The sequence below is a fragment of the Tessaracoccus lubricantis genome (assembly GCF_039544535.1).
Classification (GTDB): domain Bacteria; phylum Actinomycetota; class Actinomycetes; order Propionibacteriales; family Propionibacteriaceae; genus Arachnia; species Arachnia lubricantis.
The window spans coordinates 102,757-118,156 of the sequence record NZ_BAABLV010000036.1 but is presented as its reverse complement, the minus strand read 5'-3'; the positions used below and the strand labels follow the sequence as shown (position 1 = coordinate 118,156).

The 15,400-nt window shown below is 68.9% G+C and carries 14 protein-coding genes, 1 tRNA gene and 1 pseudogene; 13 read left to right on the top strand and 3 right to left on the bottom strand.

Going from position 1 to position 15,400, the window contains the following annotated elements:
- Nucleotides 1-13 precede the first annotated feature (13 nt).
- From murC to pyk, 10 genes and pseudogenes are all read left to right on the top strand, one after another.
- A complete protein-coding gene (murC, locus tag ABEA30_RS11680) occupies nucleotides 14-1,456 on the top strand; it encodes a UDP-N-acetylmuramate--L-alanine ligase (protein WP_345583016.1) in 1,443 nt (480 codons plus the stop codon).
- The gene (locus ABEA30_RS11675; RefSeq protein WP_345583014.1) at nucleotides 1,453-2,184 is read left to right on the top strand and encodes a cell division protein FtsQ/DivIB; all 732 of its coding nucleotides are present in this window, start codon (nucleotides 1,453-1,455) and stop codon (nucleotides 2,182-2,184) included. The genes murC and ABEA30_RS11675 overlap by 4 nt, the downstream gene beginning before the upstream one ends.
- Nucleotides 2,185-2,293: 109 nt before the next feature.
- Nucleotides 2,294-3,269: pseudogene (gene ftsZ, locus ABEA30_RS11670) on the top strand (cell division protein FtsZ); the annotation flags it as partial.
- A 312-nt stretch (nucleotides 3,270-3,581) separates the two neighbouring features.
- A complete protein-coding gene (locus tag ABEA30_RS11665; protein WP_345583515.1) occupies nucleotides 3,582-4,046 on the top strand; it encodes a cell division protein SepF in 465 nt (154 codons plus the stop codon).
- Nucleotides 4,047-4,076: 30 nt separating this feature from the next.
- Entirely contained in the window at nucleotides 4,077-4,340 is a 264-nt protein-coding gene (locus ABEA30_RS11660) for a YggT family protein (protein WP_345583010.1), read from the top strand.
- A 106-nt stretch (nucleotides 4,341-4,446) separates the two neighbouring features.
- Entirely contained in the window at nucleotides 4,447-5,403 is a 957-nt protein-coding gene (locus ABEA30_RS11655) for a DivIVA domain-containing protein (protein ID WP_345583008.1), read from the top strand.
- A gap of 111 nt (nucleotides 5,404-5,514) precedes the next feature.
- Nucleotides 5,515-5,940: a TraR/DksA family transcriptional regulator gene (locus tag ABEA30_RS11650; RefSeq protein ID WP_345583006.1), complete on the top strand. Its 426-nt coding sequence runs from the start codon at nucleotides 5,515-5,517 to the stop codon at nucleotides 5,938-5,940.
- The gene (lspA, locus tag ABEA30_RS11645; RefSeq protein ID WP_345583004.1) at nucleotides 5,913-6,440 is read left to right on the top strand and encodes a signal peptidase II; all 528 of its coding nucleotides are present in this window, start codon (nucleotides 5,913-5,915) and stop codon (nucleotides 6,438-6,440) included. Before ABEA30_RS11650 ends, lspA begins: the two co-directional genes overlap by 28 nt.
- The gene (locus tag ABEA30_RS11640) at nucleotides 6,437-7,369 is read left to right on the top strand and encodes an RluA family pseudouridine synthase (protein ID WP_345583002.1); all 933 of its coding nucleotides are present in this window, start codon (nucleotides 6,437-6,439) and stop codon (nucleotides 7,367-7,369) included. The genes lspA and ABEA30_RS11640 overlap by 4 nt, the downstream gene beginning before the upstream one ends.
- 52 nt (nucleotides 7,370-7,421) lie before the next feature.
- Nucleotides 7,422-8,849, top strand: a complete 1,428-nt coding sequence (gene pyk / locus ABEA30_RS11635) for a pyruvate kinase (protein ID WP_345583000.1) — start codon at nucleotides 7,422-7,424, stop codon at nucleotides 8,847-8,849.
- A 67-nt stretch (nucleotides 8,850-8,916) separates the two neighbouring features.
- Here the strand turns inward: pyk and ABEA30_RS11630 are convergent.
- Nucleotides 8,917-8,999: transfer RNA gene (locus ABEA30_RS11630), tRNA-Leu, on the bottom strand.
- A 127-nt stretch (nucleotides 9,000-9,126) separates the two neighbouring features.
- Here ABEA30_RS11630 and ABEA30_RS11625 point away from each other — a divergent pair.
- Nucleotides 9,127-9,708, top strand: a complete 582-nt coding sequence (locus tag ABEA30_RS11625; RefSeq protein WP_345582998.1) for an ANTAR domain-containing response regulator — start codon at nucleotides 9,127-9,129, stop codon at nucleotides 9,706-9,708.
- A 128-nt stretch (nucleotides 9,709-9,836) separates the two neighbouring features.
- Here the strand turns inward: ABEA30_RS11625 and ABEA30_RS11620 are convergent, their stop codons facing one another.
- On the bottom strand, nucleotides 9,837-10,238 hold the full coding sequence (locus ABEA30_RS11620) for a PaaI family thioesterase (RefSeq protein WP_345582996.1): 402 nt from the start codon (nucleotides 10,236-10,238) through the stop codon (nucleotides 9,837-9,839).
- 34 nt (nucleotides 10,239-10,272) lie between these two features.
- Here ABEA30_RS11620 and polA point away from each other — a divergent pair, with 34 nt between their 5' ends.
- Nucleotides 10,273-12,951 carry a DNA polymerase I gene (gene polA, locus ABEA30_RS11615; protein ID WP_345582994.1) on the top strand — a complete coding sequence of 893 codons (2,679 nt, stop codon included), beginning with the start codon at nucleotides 10,273-10,275 and terminating at the stop codon, nucleotides 12,949-12,951.
- Between the two features lie 33 nt (nucleotides 12,952-12,984).
- Here polA and ABEA30_RS11610 read toward each other — a convergent pair whose 3' ends face one another.
- Complete coding sequence (locus tag ABEA30_RS11610) at nucleotides 12,985-13,740, bottom strand: class F sortase (RefSeq protein ID WP_345582992.1); 756 nt, start codon at nucleotides 13,738-13,740, stop codon at nucleotides 12,985-12,987.
- Nucleotides 13,741-13,949: 209 nt separating this feature from the next.
- Between ABEA30_RS11610 and rpsA the strand changes: the two genes are divergently transcribed.
- Complete coding sequence (rpsA, locus tag ABEA30_RS11605) at nucleotides 13,950-15,386, top strand: 30S ribosomal protein S1 (protein ID WP_345582990.1); 1,437 nt, start codon at nucleotides 13,950-13,952, stop codon at nucleotides 15,384-15,386.
- Nucleotides 15,387-15,400: the final 14 nt, after the last annotated feature.

Here is a 15,400-nt window from a genome sequence, read left to right as displayed (position 1 = left end):
GTTGACCACAGCCATGCTCCTCAATCCCATTGAGGTGGTGCCCGCCGAAGAGGTGGGACCGGTCCATTTCATCGCCGCCGGCGGCTCCGGCATGAGCGGCATCGCGCGGCTCTACGCCGAACTCGGCATCAAGACCTCCGGCTCCGACCAGTCCGACTCGACGGCACTGCGGGGCCTGCAGCGTGCGGGCGTGACCACGTACGTCGGCCACGACGCCGCGCAGGTGGGCGACGCCAGGACCGTGGTCATCTCCTCGGCGATCCGCGCCGAGAACGTCGAACTCGTCGAGGCACGTCGCCGTGGCCTGCGCATCTGGCACCGCTCTGCGGCACTCGCCGCGCTGATGCAGGGCAAGCGCGGCATCTCGGTGGCCGGCACGCATGGCAAGACCACCACCACCGCCATGACCGCGGTGATGCTGAGCGAGGCGGGCCGGGACCCGAGCTATGTCATCGGCGGGCCGCTGTCGACGACCGGCGCGAGCTCGGCGGTCGGCTCCGGCGAGGCGTTCGTCGTCGAGGCCGACGAGTCGGACGCCTCCTTCCTGCAGTACCCCACTGAGGTCGCCGTGATCACCAACGTGGAGGCCGACCACCTGGTCAACTGGGGCACCCCGGAGGCCTACGCCGACGGCTTCCGGGCGTTCGCGACGCGCCCCCACGTCCAGCACGTCGTCATCAACGTCGACGACGCCGGCTCGCGCGCCCTCGCCGCGGAGCTGGTGGGGGAGACCCCGCACATCATCCGCTACGGCGAGGCCGAGGACGCCGACGTGCGCATCACCGACGTGCGGGCACACGGCAACGGCGTCGCCGCCACGATCACCTACGGCGAGGACTCCGGCGAGATCGTGCTGCAGGTGCCGGGCAACCACAACCTCGCCAACGCGTCGGCGGCCTACGCCGTCGGTCGCGTGCTGGGCCTCAGCCACGACGAGGCCGTAGACGCGCTCGGGCGCTTCGAGGGCACCCTGCGCCGCTTCCAGCTGATCACCGACACCGCCGGCATCCGCGTGTTCGACGACTATGCCCACCACCCCACGGAGATCCGCGCCGCCCTGACAGCGGCCCGGCGCGCCACGTCGGCGGGCAACGAGGCCACCGGCCTCAGCGGCCGGCTGATCGCCTGCTTCCAGCCGCACCTGTACAGCCGCACCATCGACTTCGCCGACGAGTTCGGTGAGGTGATGACGCTGGCCGACATCGCCGTGATCAACGACATCTGCGGCGCGCGGGAGGACCCGGTCCCCGGGGTGACCGGTGAGCTCGTGGTCGACGCGGCCCGCAGGCACGGCCAGGAGAACCTGGTCTACGTCAAGGAGAAGTACGACCTTCCCGCAGCGCTCAACGAGATCGCGGAGCCCGGTGACCTCATCATCACGCTCGGCTGCGGCGACGTCACGATCGTCGGCCCGCTGCTTGCGGACCTCCTGAAGCAGCGGCCAGACGCGCGGTGAACGACGCGCTGCCCCCGGGTGAGTTCGCCAGGGCACTCCAGGACAAGCGCAACGCCGAGCGCCGTCGCAGGTGGTGGCTCGGCGGCGGCGTCGTCGGCGCCGTGCTGCTCGTCGGGCTCGGGGTGTGGCTGGCGTTCTTCTCACAGGTCTTCGCCGCACAGCAGGTCTCCGTCTCCGGCGTGTCGCTGCTGACCACCGACGAGGTGGCCGCCGCCGCACAGGTCTCGCTCGGCGAGCCGCTGCTCACGCAGGACCTGGGGGCCGTGACCGAGCGGGTGCAGGACCTGCCCGCCGTGCGCTCGGTGGAGGTGTCGCGGCAGCTGCCCGACACCGTCGCCATCGAGGTGACCGAGCGCACCGCCGCATTCCTGCGGGAACGCGACGGCCAGTACGACTGGATCGACGACGAGGGCGTGGCGTTCCACCGCACGCCCGCGCCCGCAGAGGGGGACCTGCTCGCGGTGGTCGCCGCCGTCGAGGACCAGCAGCGGCTGCTGGCCGACGTGGCCACCGTCGCCCGCCACATCCCGCCGGAGCTGAGGCCCGAGGTGGTGGCGGTCCAGGCCGCAGCGGTGGACCGGATCTCCTTCACGCTGGAGGGTGGGCGCACCGTGGTGTGGGGCAGCGCCGACGAGTCCGAGTTGAAGGCCCAGGTGGTCAGTGCTCTACTGAGCGTGGAGGCCACCGTCTACGACGTGTCGGCACCGGGGCACCCCACGACGCGATAGCACGCGGAACAACCGTCAACCCAAACCCTGAAGTAGCACTTGAGGTGAATATCGAGGGTTTCCGTCGTGGCGTTGGACGATCCCCGGGCACGCCCATAGTCTCTAGGCCATGGCAAGCGCATCTCAGAACTACCTCGCGGTGATCAAAGTCGTCGGTGTCGGCGGCGGCGGCGTCAACGCCGTCAATCGCATGATCGAAGCGGGGCTCCGCGGCGTGGAGTTCATCGCCGTCAACACCGATGCGCAGGCGTTGCTCATGAGCGATGCCGACGTGAAGCTCGACATCGGCCGCGAGCTGACGCGCGGCCTCGGCGCCGGCGCGGACCCGGCCAAGGGCCGCCAGGCCGCCGACGACCATTCCGAGGAGATCGAGGAGGCCCTCAAGGGTGCCGACATGGTCTTCGTCACCGCTGGGGAGGGCGGCGGCACCGGCACCGGTGCCGCGCCGATCGTCGCCAAGATCGCCCGCTCGCTCGGCGCGCTGACCATCGGCGTCGTGACCCGCCCCTTCTCGTTCGAGGGCAGGCGCCGCGCCTCGCAGGCCGAGGTTGGCATCGAGCAGCTGCGCGAAGAGGTCGACACGCTGATCGTCATCCCCAACGACAAGTTGCTGCAGATGACGGACCACCAGGTGGCCATCCTCGACGCGTTCAAGCAGGCAGACCAGGTGCTGATGCAGGGTGTCTCCGGCATCACGGACCTCATCACGACCCCCGGCCTGATCAACCTCGACTTCGCCGACGTGAAGTCCATCATGAGCCAGGCCGGTTCGGCCCTCATGGGCATCGGCTCGGCCCGCGGTGAGGACCGCGCCCGCGCCGCGGCGGAGATGGCCATCTCGTCGCCGTTGCTCGAGGCGAGCATCGACGGTGCGCACGGCGTCCTGCTCTCGATCGCCGGTGGCTCCGACCTCGGCCTGTTCGAGGTGTCCGCGGCAGCCCAGCTCATCGAGCAGGCCGCGCACGACGAGGCGAACATCATCTTCGGTACCGTCATCGACGACGCGCTGGGCGACGAGGTGCGCATCACCGTGATCGCGGCCGGGTTCGACGGTGGCCAGCCGCAGCGCCGCCCGCAGCAGTCGCGCGTCGCCCCCAAGCCGCAGGTCCAGCAGCCTGCGCCCCAGCCGCGCCCCCAGCCGCAGCAGGCCGACGCCGAGCCCACCTCGCCCGGCAACCAGCAGTTCCGCGCCCCGCAGGCCAACCCCATGCCCGGCCAGCGTCCCGCTGCGCCGCAGCCCGGCCCTGACTACGACGACGACCTGGACGTGCCCGACTTCATGAAGTGATCGCGGCGCGTCGGAGCGTCGCATCCGGCAACCACTGGTGCGGCGCGCTAGCCTTCTTCGTATCAACCAGAAGGAGACTCTCGTGGGCGTTCGCAAGCTTGCCGCGTGGATGGGACTCGTCGAGGACGGTCGCTATCGGGATGACGAGATCGACGACGCCGAAGGGGAGCTCACGGACGACGTCTACGTCGAGGAGGACGAGCCCAGCGCGGAAGTGAGCCGCGTGCAGCCGCTCCCGCAGCGCCGCCCCAAGCCGGTGGCGCCCGTCGCGCAGGCGCAGAAGGAGGTGGCGGACTTGAGCCGTATCGTCAGCGTCCGGCCGCGCTCGTACAACGAGGCGCGGGTCATCGGTGAGAACTTCCGAGACGGCATCCCCGTCATCATGAACCTGTCCGACATGGAGGACGGCGAGGAGAAGCGCCTGGTGGACTTCGCCGCCGGCCTCGTCTTCGGGCTCCAGGGCAACATCGAGCGCGTCTCCAGCAAGGTGTTCCTCCTCTGCCCGCACAACCTCGTCGTGGGGCCAGAGGACAAGGAGCGCATCGTGTCGGGCGGCTTCTTCAACCAGAGCTGAGCCGGAGTGGTCGCCTATCTTCTCTGGTGGTTGATCAACCTCTATGTCTGGGTGTTGATCGCCCGCGCCATCATCTCGTGGGTGCCGATGTTCGCCCCCGGCTGGCACCCCAAGGGATTCGTGCTGGTGCTGGTGGAGACCATCTACAGCCTGACGGACCCGCCGCTGCGCTTCATGCGCAGGTTCATCAAGCCGGTGCGGTTGGGCAACGTCTCGCTGGACCTGGGGTTCCTCGTGCTGTTCATCCTGCTGCAGATCCTCGCGCAGCTGGTCCTCGTCTACCTGCCCGTGTGAACCCTTCACCGCTGCTTGAGGTGTTGGCAGGGTGCCATGGGGCTACGCTAGCCTCAGACAACCGGCTGCGGCCGGTGGATTGATCATCTTTCGATATGGAGCCAACATGAGTCTGACACTCGACGAGGTGCGCCAGATCCGATTCCGCATGTCCCGGCGTGGCGAGACGGGTTACCAGGTCGGCGACGTCGACACCTTCATCGACAAGGTCGAACTGACGTTCGACGAGTTCGAGAAGGAGCGCGAGCGCATGCGTCGCGAGCTGGACTCGGTGCAGTCCACCAGCGTGCAGCCGGCCGTCGTCGACGACTCCGAGTTGCGTGCGGCGCTCCAGGACAAGGACAACCAGATCGCCTCGCTGCGCGGGGAGATCGACCGGCTCAACGCCGCGCTGAGCAGCAGCGGTGACTCCAGCGCCGCGCACCAGGCCGCAGCGGAGGAGCGGGTGCGCCAACTGTCCGCTGAGAACGACCAGCTGCGCAGCCAGCTCGAGCAGGTCCGCGCCGAGTACGACCGCGCCCGTTCCGAGCGCGTCACGCAGGTCAGCGGCGGCACCGAGAACATCACGGTGACCACCTCCGAGGAGGCGGCCCCCGCCGTCACGCGCCTGCTGCAGATGGCGACCGACCAGGCCACCACGCTGGTCAACGAGGCGCAGGCCGAGGCGCAGCGCAAGATCGCCGAGGCCGAGCAGCGCGCCACCGAGATCAAGACCGACGCCCGCACCAAGGCGGAGCGGGTCGAGTCCGAGGCCCGCGTCAACGCCGAACAGATGACCAGCGAGGCCGAGAGCCGCGCGGCCGACATCGACAGGCAGGCCACCGAGCGCCGTCACGAACTGTTCTCCGCCCTGGAGCGCGAACAGGGTGAACTCACCCACAAGGTCGACGCGCTGCGCTCGTTCGAGTCCAGCTACCGCAAGAACCTCACCGGTTCCCTGCAGCGGTTCCTGGCGTCGCTCAACGACGACCGTCCCGAGCCGCACGACGTGCCCGAACTCGCGCAGCAGCGTCACTCGGAGACCCCGCGTCTCGATGCGCTGGCCGGCGGGGATCAGCGCTAGTCACACCCCTTTGTCTCAACAGGCCGATCCCTTGGCGGGTCGGCCTGTTGCGTTGCGCCATTACTGGTGTAGCCTTCCCCAACCAGACCACCACTGCGAGAAAGAGCAGCCATGCCGACGACGAAAAAGACCCCTGAGACCCAGGTGGTCCTCCCCGTGCTCGAGGGGGAGGAGCCGTGGACGCCTGAAGAGGTTGCCGAACAACGCGCCGAACTCGTCGAGGAGATCGAGCGCATGGAACGACGCATCGAACAGACCGAGGCAGAGCTGGAGTCGTTGATGCGCGGCGGGTCGGACGGCGCCGGGCGAGACCCGGTCGACGTCGGCTCCAGCAACTTCGAGCGCGACCAGGAGTTGTCGCTGGCGCAGAACGTGCGCGAGATGGCCGAGCAGGCCCGCCTGGCGCTCCACCTGTTCGACACGGGCGAGTACGGCTACTGCGAGGTGTGCGAGCAGCCCATCGGCAAGGGGCGCCTCCAGGTGTTCCCCCGCGCCACCATCTGCGTGACGTGCAAGCAGCGCGAGGAACGGCGCTGAACAAGCAGCGCTGGGGCGTCGGCCTCCTGGCCGGCGGCCTCGGCGTGACGATGCTCGCGGTCGACCAGTTGGTCAAGATCGCGTCCGTCACGTACCTCACCCCCGGGCAGCGCGTGCCGATCGTCGGCGACCTCCTGAGCCTCAACCTCATCCGCAATCCCGGTGCCGCCTTCGGCATGGGCTCCGGCGTGACCATCGTCTTCACGGTCTTCGCGATGCTGGCGACGCTCGGGTGCCTCTATGCGCTGACCCGCATCACCCGGCTGTGGCACGCCGTGGCGGTGGGGTTGCTGCTCGGCGGCATCACCGGCAACCTGGTGGACCGCATCACGCAGCCGCCGGCGGCCCTGCACGGGCACGTCATCGACATGTTCCAGGTGCCGAACTTCGCCATCTTCAACTGGGCGGACGTCTGCATCACCCTCGCTGCGGGGCTGATCATCGTCGCCGGCTTCCTGGCGGAGGCGAGGGAGAGGAAGCTGGAGAAGGCGGCCGCATGAGTGTCTTCCTCATCCCCGACGCGCTCGCGGGCGACCGCCTCGACGCCGTGGCCGCGCGGATCTCGGGCTACTCCCGGTCCCGCATCGAGACGCTCATCGAGGAGGGCAACGTGCGCCTCGACGGTGCCGTCGTGGCGAAGGGTTCGCAGCGGGTCCGCGGGGGTGAGCTGCTGGACCTCCACGACTCCGCCCCCGTCGGCGTGCAGGTCCGGCCCGAACTGGCAGACGGCGTGGGCATCGTGTTCGAGGACGCCGACCTCGTGGTCGTCGACAAGCCCGTCGGCGTGGCGGCGCACCCCAGCCTCGGTTGGGAGGGCCCGTCGGTGGTCGAGCACCTGGCGGCCGCGGGCGTGCAGGTGGCCACCTCGGGTGCCGCGGAGCGGCAGGGCATCGTGCAGCGCCTCGACGTGGGCACCAGCGGCCTGATGGTCGTGGCCAAGTCGGAGGTCGCCTACAGCGTCCTCAAGCAGGCCTTCCGCGACCGCACCGTCGACAAGATCTACCACGCGCTCGTGCAGGGCCACCCCGATCCGTTCACCGGCACCATCGAGGCCCCCATCGGCCGGCACCCCGGCGCCGACTGGAAGATGGCGATCATCGAGGGCGGCCGCCACTCGGTCACCCACTACGAGACGCTCGAGGCGCACCGCGCGGCGACACTGCTCGAGGTCCACCTCGAGACCGGCCGGACCCACCAGATCCGCGTGCACATGGCGGCCATCGGCCACCCGTGCGTCGGTGACCCCCTGTACGGCAGCGACCCGAAGCTGGCCGAACGCCTCGGGCTCATCCGGCAGTGGCTGCACGCCGTCGAACTGGGCTTCGTCCACCCCACCACCGGCGACGACGTGCGTTTCACGTCGCCGTACCCGTCGGATCTGGCCCACGCCCTCGAACTCGTGCGCGCGGGCATCGGGCAGGCCCGCTGATCATCGGGATACCCCGATGTGGTCTCGGGGCCCCTTGCAGTAGGCTGGGCCCGTGCGTAGAGCAAAGATCGTTTGTACCCTCGGCCCGTCCGCCGAAACCGTCGAGCGCCTGGTGGAGCTCCTGAATGCCGGCATGAACGTTGCACGTCTCAACATGAGCCACGGCGACTACAACGAGCACGGCAACCGAATCAAGAACGTCCGTGAGGCCGCCGAGCTGACCGGCAAGACCGTCGGCGTGTTCGCCGACCTCCAGGGCCCCAAGATCCGTCTTGGCCGCTTCCTGAATGACGAGAAGCAGTTCCTCGAGGTGGGTGACAGGTTCACCATCACCACCGATGACATCCTCGGTGACAAGGAGCGCTGCTCGACCACCTACAAGGGCCTCCCCGGAGACGTCAACGTCGGCGACCCCATCCTGATCGACGATGGCAAGGTCGGCCTCCGCGCCATCGAGGTCACCGAGAACGACGTCGTGTGCGAGGTCACCGTCCCCGGCCCCGTGTCGAACAACAAGGGCATCAACCTCCCCGGCGTCGCCGTGTCCGTCCCCGCCCTGTCCGACAAGGACGAGGCAGACCTGCGCTGGGCGCTGCACCAGGACGTCGACATGATCGCCCTGTCCTTCGTGCGTTCGGCCGACGACATCAAGCGCGTCCACGAGATCATGGACGAGGAGGGTCGTCACCTGCCGGTCATCGCCAAGCTGGAGAAGCCGCAGGCGATCGCCAACCTGCAGGACATCATCGACGCGTTCGACGCCTTCATGGTCGCCCGCGGTGACCTCGGCGTCGAGCTGCCGCTCGAAGAGGTGCCGCTGGTGCAGAAGAAGATCATCCGCGCCGCCCGCAAGTGGGCCAAGCCGGTGATCGTCGCCACCCAGATGCTCGAGTCGATGATCTCGAACCCGCGCCCCACCCGCGCCGAGACCTCGGACGTCGCCAACGCCATCCTCGATGGTGCCGACGCCGTCATGCTGTCGGGTGAGACCTCCGTCGGCGACTTCCCGGTCGAGACCGTGGCCACCATGGCCCGCATCGTCGAGAAGACCGAGCGCGAAGGCCACGCCGAGATCCACATCATCGACTGGGACCCGCACACCACCGGCGGCATCCTGGCCAAGGCCGCTGCCGAGGTCGCAGAGCGCATCGGCGCCCGCTACCTCGTCGCGTTCACGAAGTCGGGCGACACCGGCCGCCGCATCTCGCGCCTGCGTTCGCCCATCCCCATGCTCGTGTTCTCCCCGGAGAAGTCCACGCGCCAGACGATGACCCTCTCGTGGGGCGTCGACACCCAGGTCACCCCGGAGTTCAGCGAGCAGGAAGAGGTCGTCGAGGCCGTCGACCGCCACCTGAGGGACCGCGGCATGATCGAGGTCGGCGAGCGCATCGTCCTGCTGTCCGGCTCGCCGATGGGCATCCCCGGCAAGACGAACAACCTGCGCGTGCACAAGATCAAGGAGCTCGGCGAACCCCAGTGATCGCCGCGGCACCGTCCGCTTGACAGCGAACACCCCGCCAGGAGAGATCCTGGCGGGGTGTCCTGCGTGCCCGGGAGGGGATTCGAACCCCTACGGCCTTGCGGCCAGACGGGTTTGAGCCGTCCGCGTATACCATTCCGCCACCCGGGCGGGCCACCATATTGTTGCACATACCGCCCATGCGGCGCTGAGTGGGCATGTTGCCCCTCATCGGAGTAGTATCCACTCAGGTTGACCGACGAAGCTCGCCTCCCGGGGCGAGGGAAAAGTGCCGCACATGACGAAGAAGAAGCCCACCGTGATTGTCGCTGAGGATGAGGCGCTCATCCGACTCGACCTTGTCGAACTCCTCACCGAGGAGGGGTACGACGTGGTCGGGGAGGCCGCCGACGGTGAAGAGGCCGTCAAGCTCGCCCGCGACCTGGTGCCCGACCTCGTCATCATGGACGTGAAGATGCCGAAGATGGACGGCATCACGGCTGCCGAGATCATCGCCGAGGAGCGCATCGCGCCCATCGTGATGCTCACCGCCTTCAGCCAGCGTGACCTCGTGGAGCGCGCCCGCGACGCAGGCGCGATGGCCTACGTCGTCAAGCCGTTCGGTGCCTCCGACGTGGTCCCGGCCATCGAGATAGCGATGGGTCGCTTCCAGGAGATCGCGGCCATCGAGGACGAACTGGCCAACCTCGAGGACCGCCTGGAGTCGCGCAAGATCATCGACCAGGCCAAGGGCATCCTGCAGCAGGACCTCGGCCTGACGGAGCCCGAGGCGTTCCGCTGGATCCAGAAGACCGCCATGGACATGCGCAAGTCGATGCGCGATGTCGCCGAGGGCGTCATCTCGCACAAGAAGAAGTAACCGCCAGACGACGGTGGGCCGGGCGGCGGAAGCCTCACCGGCCCTTCGTCGTCCCACCCGACCCTTCGTCGTCACACGGTGCTCGTACCTCGCACGTGTGACGCTCAGGGACCGACCCTCAGGGACCGTCAGTGGCGGCTGACCATGTGGCACGTCAGGCGTCCGGTCGCAGTGAGCCGGCCCTGGTCGTCGACCAACTCCACCGAATAGGTCACCATCGTGCGGCCCAGGTGCAGTGCGGTGGCGGTGCCGGTCACCCGACCCTTCTTCGCCGCGCGCAGGTGCGTCACGTTGAGGTCGACGCCCACGCCGACCCGGTCCGGCCAGCCGTGCGCCATCGCCCCCATCGACGCCAACGTCTCGACCACGACGCCGCTGGCCCCGCCGTGCAGCAGCCCGAACGGCTGCTCGTTGCCCTCGACGGGGATCCAGCCGACGACGCGTTCGGGCGTGAGTTCGGTGATCTTCAGGCCCAGCTTGTCGTCGAGCGGGGAGACCTGGTCGGCGAGCCAGGCGGGAATGGCGTCCATGGGCCCCTACTCTGCCACGGTAGGCTCTTGAGCTGTGACTGACGCGAAGAAACTACTGCTGATCGACGGACACTCCGTGGCCTACCGGGCGTTCTTCGCCCTGCCGGTGGAGAACTTCGCCACCAGCACCGGCCAGCACACCAACGCCGTGTTCGGGTTCACGTCGATGCTGATCAACGTGCTGCGCGACGAACGCCCCACGCACGTCGCGGTCGCCTTCGACGTGGCCCGCGAGTCGTTCCGCACGGAGCAGTACCCGCAGTACAAGGCCAACCGCTCGAAGTCGCCGGACGAGTTCAAGGGCCAGGTGGCCCTGGTCAAGGACGTGCTCGGCGCGCTGCGCATCCCGTTCGTGGAGCTGGCCGGTTACGAGGCCGACGACCTGATCGCCACGCTCTCGACCCGCGCCGCGGCAGAGGGCTACGACGTCTACATCGTCACGGGTGACCGCGACGCGATGCAGCTCGTCAACGACCGCGTCACCGTGCTCTACCCGCGCCGTGGCGTCTCGGACCTCGCGCGCATGACGCCCGCCGCCGTCGAGGAGAAATACCTCGTCCCGCCGGCGCGGTACCCCGAGATCGCCGCGCTCGTGGGCGAGACCAGCGACAACCTGCCCGGCGTGCCCGGCGTGGGCCCGAAGACCGCGGCCAAGTGGATCACGCAGTTCGACGGGCTCGACAACATCGTCGCCCGGGCCGAGCAGATTCCCGGCAAGGCGGGTGAGTCGCTGCGCGCCAACCTCGACGGCGTCGTGCGCAACCGCAAGCTCAACGCGCTGGTGTGCGACCTCGAACTCGACCTGGCCCTGCCCGACACCGTACGCGTGGACTGGGATCGGGAACGCGTGCACGAGCTGTTCGACGCGCTGGAGTTCCGCGTGCTGCGCGAGCGCCTGCTGGAACTCACCGCGTCCGAGGAGCCGGTGGCCACCGAGACCTTCACCGTCGAGGGCGCCCGCCTCGGGCAGGGCGACGTGGCGGCCTGGCTCGACCAGCACGCACGGGAGGCGACGGCGGTGCACTTCGTCGGTTCGTGGGGAGCCGGCGTCGGCGACCTGACCGCGCTGGCCCTGGCTGCGGCCGACGGCTCCGGCGCCTACCTCGACACCGCAGACCTCAGGCCGGAGGACGACAAGGCGCTGGCCGACTGGCTGGCCGACGCCGACCGCCCCAAGCTCATCCACGAGGCCAAGGGCCCCACCCTGGCCTGCTGGAGCCGTGGCTGGGACCTCGACGGCGTCCAGCTCGACACGCTGCTGGCCGCGTACCTGCTGCGCCCGGACCAGCGCACCTATGACCTGTCCGACCTGGTCGTGCGCTACCTGCACCGGGAGCTCGCGGTGGGGCAGCCCGCCGAGGACGACGCCCAGCTCGCGCTCGACTTCGGCGACGAGGACGACTCCGGCGTCGAGGTGGCGCTGCTGCACGCACGCGCCGTGCACGACCTCGCGGAGGTGCTGTCGCAGCAGCTCGCCGAGCGCAACGCCGCCGCCCTCATGACCGGCGTGGAGCTGCCGCTGCAGCGCACGCTGGCGCAGATGGAGCGGCTCGGCATCGCGGTCGACGTCGACCGCCTCCACAGCCTCCGCGACGAGTTCGACCGCGCGGTGCAGGATGCGCAGCAGGCCGCGTACGACGTCCTCGGCCACGAGGTCAACCTCGGGTCGCCGTCGCAGTTGCAGGGCGTGCTGTTCGACGAGCTCGGGATGCCGAAGACCAAGCGGACCAAGTCGGGCTACACCACCAACGCCGAGGCGCTGGAGCAGCTGTTCGAGAAGACCGAGCACCCGTTCCTGGGCCACCTGCTGGCGCACCGCGACCGCATCAGGCTGCGCCAGACGGTCGACGGGCTGCTGGCCACCGTCCGCGCGGACGGCCGGGTCCACACCACCTACATGCAGACGATCGCGGCCACGGGCAGGCTGTCGTCGACCGATCCGAACCTGCAGAACATCCCGATCCGCACCTCCGTCGGCCGCCAGATCCGGGCCGCCTTCGTGCCCGGGGAGGGCTTCGAGTCGCTGATGTCGGCCGACTACTCGCAGATCGAGATGCGCATCATGGCGCACGGCAGCGAGGACCCCGGGCTGATCGAGGCGTTCGAATCCGGCCGCGACTTCCACGGCGAGATGGCCTCGCTCGTCTTCGGCGTCGAGCCCGACGGCGTGACGCAGGAGATGCGCGCCAAGATCAAGGCCATGAACTACGGCCTGGCCTACGGGCTGAGCGCCTTCGGGCTGTCGAACCAGCTGAAGATCTCCGTCGCGGAGGCGCGCGACCTCATGGACGACTACTTCTCCCGCGTCGGCGGCGTGCGCGACTACCTCGCCGCGATCGTCGACGAGGCCCGCCGAGTCGGCTACACCGAGACGATGCTCGGGCGCCGGCGCTACCTGCCGGACCTGACCACCACGAACCGCCAGCGCCGCGAGATGGCGGAGCGGGCGGCGCTCAACTCGCCCATCCAAGGCTCGGCGGCCGACGTGATCAAGGTGGCGATGATCAACCTCGGCCGCGCCCTCGACGACCAGCGCCTCGCCAGCCGGATGCTGCTGCAGGTGCACGACGAACTCGTGCTCGAGGTCGCGCCGGGCGAGGAGGACGCCGTGCGGGAGCTCGTTGCACGCGAGATGGGCGGCGCGGCGAAGCTGCTCGTCCCGCTCGAGGTGTCGATCGGCGTGGGGGACAGCTGGCAGTCCGCCGCCCACTGACCGGGCGGCGCCGCCGGCCGGTTCCGCCGGACGCTAGGCGGCCGGGGCCACCGGGGTGCCGTAGAAGATGACCCGCGAATCCCAGCCCCGAGTGTTCTCCTCGTAGTCCCAGCAGATGATGATCGCGACCTGCGGGTCACCCTCGAAGTCGACCAGCACGTCCGAATCCGGGTCGTAGTCGCTGACCCACACCTTCACGTCGTGGGTGTACTCGTAGCACTGCACCTGGCCGTCGCGGCCGTACAGCTTGATGAGGTCGCCCGGCCGCAGTTGTGAGGTGCCGCCGGCGTACATCTCGTTGCCCAGCGCCGGGGGCAGGCTGGGGTTGTAGGTGTGGATCGAGAGCACGGCCTTGCCTGCCCCGGCGCCCGGCTTGGGGCCGCCGCTCCACCAGGACGCCGTGCGCGGCTGGTCGGGCGGCGGAGCCGCGATGTTGCCGTCCTCGTCCAGGTTCAGCGCCAGCACCGCCTCATCGGCGTCAAGCGCGGGAATCGTGAAGCGCTGGGGGACGAATCCCTCCGTGGGCTGGGTGCACTCGCCCAACTCCGGGTCGGCCGACGGCTCGGCCGGGCTCGACGGCGACGCCGGGGCGTTCGTCGGAGGGCCAGAGGGCGAGGACGGGGCGGAGGCTGCCGGGGTGGTGGGGGGCAACTGCGGGCCGGCGGCGGGGGCGCCGCCACGGGTCAGCGCGAACGCGAGCAGCGCGACGACGGCAACGAGGACGGCACAGGACACGATGAGGATGCGGGTCTTGTTCCGCCCGGCCGGCGGGTGTGGGGTCTGCGACACATGGGCCAGCATAGGCATTGGCCGGATCGGCCCATAACCGCTAGTGTTCTCCGGTTGACGGGATGTGGCGCTCCGGGTTGCCCTTGCTCGATGGTGCGGGGTAGGCTGGGCGGGCACTGTGGCCTGCGTTCCCTCGGACGGAGTGGGGAACGGTGATTCGTCACGGGCGCAGTGCATGAAGATCATCCACTATTTCGGAGCCCTACTACATGACCTCCTCCACTGAGGCCTCGACTGTCGCAGTCGATGACATCGGCACGCGCGACGACTTCCTCGCCGCGGTTGACGCCACCATCATTTCTTTCAACGACGGGGACATCGTCTCCGGCACCGTCGTCAAGGTCGACCGGGACGAAGTCCTGCTCGACATCGGTTACAAGACCGAAGGCGTCATCCCCTCAAAGGAGCTCTCCATCAAGCACGACGTCGACCCGTTCGACGTCGTCCAGGTGGGTGACCAGATCGAGGCCCTCGTCCAGACCAAGGAGGACAAGGAAGGCCGCCTCATCCTGTCCAAGAAGCGCGCACAGTACGAGCGCGCCTGGGGCACGATCGAGAAGATCAAGGAAGAGGACGGCGTGGTCACCGGCTCCGTCATCGAGGTGGTCAAGGGCGGCCTGATCGTCGACATCGGCCTGCGCGGCTTCCTGCCCGCGTCGCTGGTGGAGATGCGTCGCGTCCGCGACCTCCAGCCGTACGTCGGCATGGAGCTCGAGGCCAAGATCATCGAACTCGACAAGAACCGCAACAACGTGGTCCTGTCGCGTCGCGCCTACCTCGAGCAGACCCAGTCCGAGGTTCGCCAGACGTTCCTCACCCAGCTGCAGAAGGGCCAGATCCGCAAGGGTGTCGTGTCCTCCATCGTCAACTTCGGCGCGTTCGTCGATCTTGGCGGGGTCGACGGCCTGGTGCACGTCTCCGAGCTCAGCTGGAAGCACATCGACCACCCGAACGAGGTCGTCGAGGTCGGCATGCCCGTCACCGTCGAGGTGCTCGAGGTGGACATGGACCGCGAGCGCGTCTCCCTGTCGCTCAAGGCCACCCAGGAAGACCCGTGGCAGACCTTCGCCCGTCTGCACCAGATCGGCCAGATCGTGCCCGGAAAGGTCACCAAGCTGGTTCCGTTCGGTGCGTTCGTCCGCGTCGGCGAGGGCATCGAGGGCCTGGTCCACGTGTCCGAGCTCGCTGAGCGTCACGTCGAGATCCCCGAGCAGGTCGTCGCCGTCGGTGATGACCGCATGGTCAAGGTCATCGACATCGACCTCGAGCGTCGCCGCGTCTCGCTGTCGCTGAAGCAGGCCAACGAGGGTGTCGACGTCGCCGCTATCGACTTCGACCCGGCGCTCTACGGCATGCAGGCGTCCTACGACGAGCAGGGCAACTACATCTACCCCGAGGGCTTCGACCCCGAGACGAACGACTGGAAGGAAGGCTTCGAAGAGCAGCGCGCTGCTTGGGAGGCCCAGTACGCCCAGGCGCACGCTCTGTGGGAGGCCCACAAGGCTCAGGTGGAGTCCGCCGAGTCCGCCGAGCGCGAGGCTGCCGTCGAGGCCGGCACCGGCTACGTCACGGAGACCGAGTCCGAGGGCTCGCTCGCCTCTGACGAGTCGCTGCAGGCGCTGCGCGACAAGCTCGCCGGTAACTGATCCCGCGTAACACT